Origin of the sequence: Phytoactinopolyspora endophytica (assembly GCF_004138495.1) — a bacterium.
Classification (GTDB): Bacteria; Actinomycetota; Actinomycetes; order Jiangellales; family Jiangellaceae; genus Phytoactinopolyspora; species Phytoactinopolyspora endophytica.
On the sequence record NZ_ML142853.1, the window covers coordinates 354,243 to 355,787 of the forward strand.

A 1,545-nucleotide genomic window follows, 5' to 3' on the forward strand; every position below is an offset into this window, starting at 1 on the left:
GATCCCGGCGTTCAGCGCCTGCTGACGGGTGATGAGCCCGTCTTGGTTCTCGATCAGCTTCCCGAGCTCATCAGTGGTCACGCAGCTACATGATGGCGAACCAAAACGATGTTAACAAGAGCTAACCGAACTTAATCAGCGAAGAAGAGCGCAGTTGTATTACTGGAAGGTTGTACAGAGATAACTGGATGGTTTGACACGCTATAGCATGTCGAACCCTCCAGTGATATTCGGACAACCTAATGGGTGCTCCGATAGAGTCGCTGCGTGCGAGCGATGGTGTACGACGCGTTCCAGCAGCGGCCCCAGGTTCGTGAGGTCCCGGACCCAGTATGCCCACCGCACGGCGCTGTGGTCCGGGTCGAGGCGACAGGGCTCTGCCGCAGCGACTGGCACGGATGGATGGGCCACGACGACGACATCACCGTCCCCCACGTTCCTGGCCACGAGTTCGCCGGCACCATCGTGGAGACGGGTGCGACGGTCTCCGACGCCTGGAACGTCGGCGAGCGAGTCACCGCACCGTTCATCAACGCGTGCGGCGACTGTCCACAATGCCGCGCAGGTGACCATCAGGTGTGCGATCACCAGACGCAACCCGGCTTCACACGTTGGGGGTCGTTCGCTGAACGTGCCGTGGTGGACCATGCCGAGGTCAACCTCGTGCGGATACCGGATGCGGTCGACATAGCGACGGCCGCGAGCCTCGGCTGCCGTTTCGCCACGGCGTACCGCGCCGTCGTCGAGCACGGCGGTCTCCGTGATCTCCATGTCAGGCCATGGATCGCCGTGCACGGGTGTGGCGGTGTCGGGCTGTCGGCGGTCATGATCGCCGCGTCGTACGGTGCGAGCGTCGTCGCCGTGGACATCTCGGAACGGGCACTTGCCCGAGCGCGCGAACTCGGGGCGGTCGCCGTCGTCAACGGCGGTGCGACTGACGTGCCGGACACCATCCGGGACATCACCGGCGGCGGGGCGCACGTCTCACTCGACGCGCTGGGGCACACGTCCACCTTTCAGAATTCGGTGAACTGCCTGCGCAAGCGCGGCCGGCACGTGCAGGTCGGCCTGCTCCTCGCCGATCACGGCACCCAGGCTGTGGCCATGGGACCGGTCGTCGCCAACGAGCTCGAGCTGGTCGGCAGCCACGGCATGGCCGCGCATGCCTATCCTCGGATGCTGCGGGAGATCGCCGACGGCCAGCTCAATCCCGACCTGCTGCTCGGGCAGGAGCTCTCCCTCGACGAGGGCGTCGACGCTCTGATGGCGATGTCTGCGGGATCGCCGTCGGGCGTGACGATCCTGCGCCCACCGCGGTCGCATACCAACCCGCGCCCATAGGCGCCAAAGACGGAACGTCTGACCGCGCCGCGCACACTGTCACGGCGCCACCGCCTGCGGTCATCGCCTCCCGAAGGCGCTCACCAGCACGTCGACCAAGTGCTGACCGCCGCGCAGGCCCGGGTCGAGATCGGGGTCGTAGATCGTCACGTCGACCCCGACGACGCGCGGCGACGCCACCAGGCGCCCCAGCACGGCTGTGAG

At 66.3% G+C, this 1,545-nt stretch carries 1 protein-coding gene; it reads left to right on the forward strand.

Annotated elements, in window-relative coordinates:
* Positions 1-267: 267 nt before the first annotated feature.
* Positions 268-1,341: a zinc-dependent alcohol dehydrogenase family protein gene (locus tag ELR45_RS12435; protein WP_129666353.1), complete on the forward strand. Its 1,074-nt coding sequence runs from the start codon at positions 268-270 to the stop codon at positions 1,339-1,341.
* The last annotated feature ends 204 nt before the right edge of the window (positions 1,342-1,545 follow it).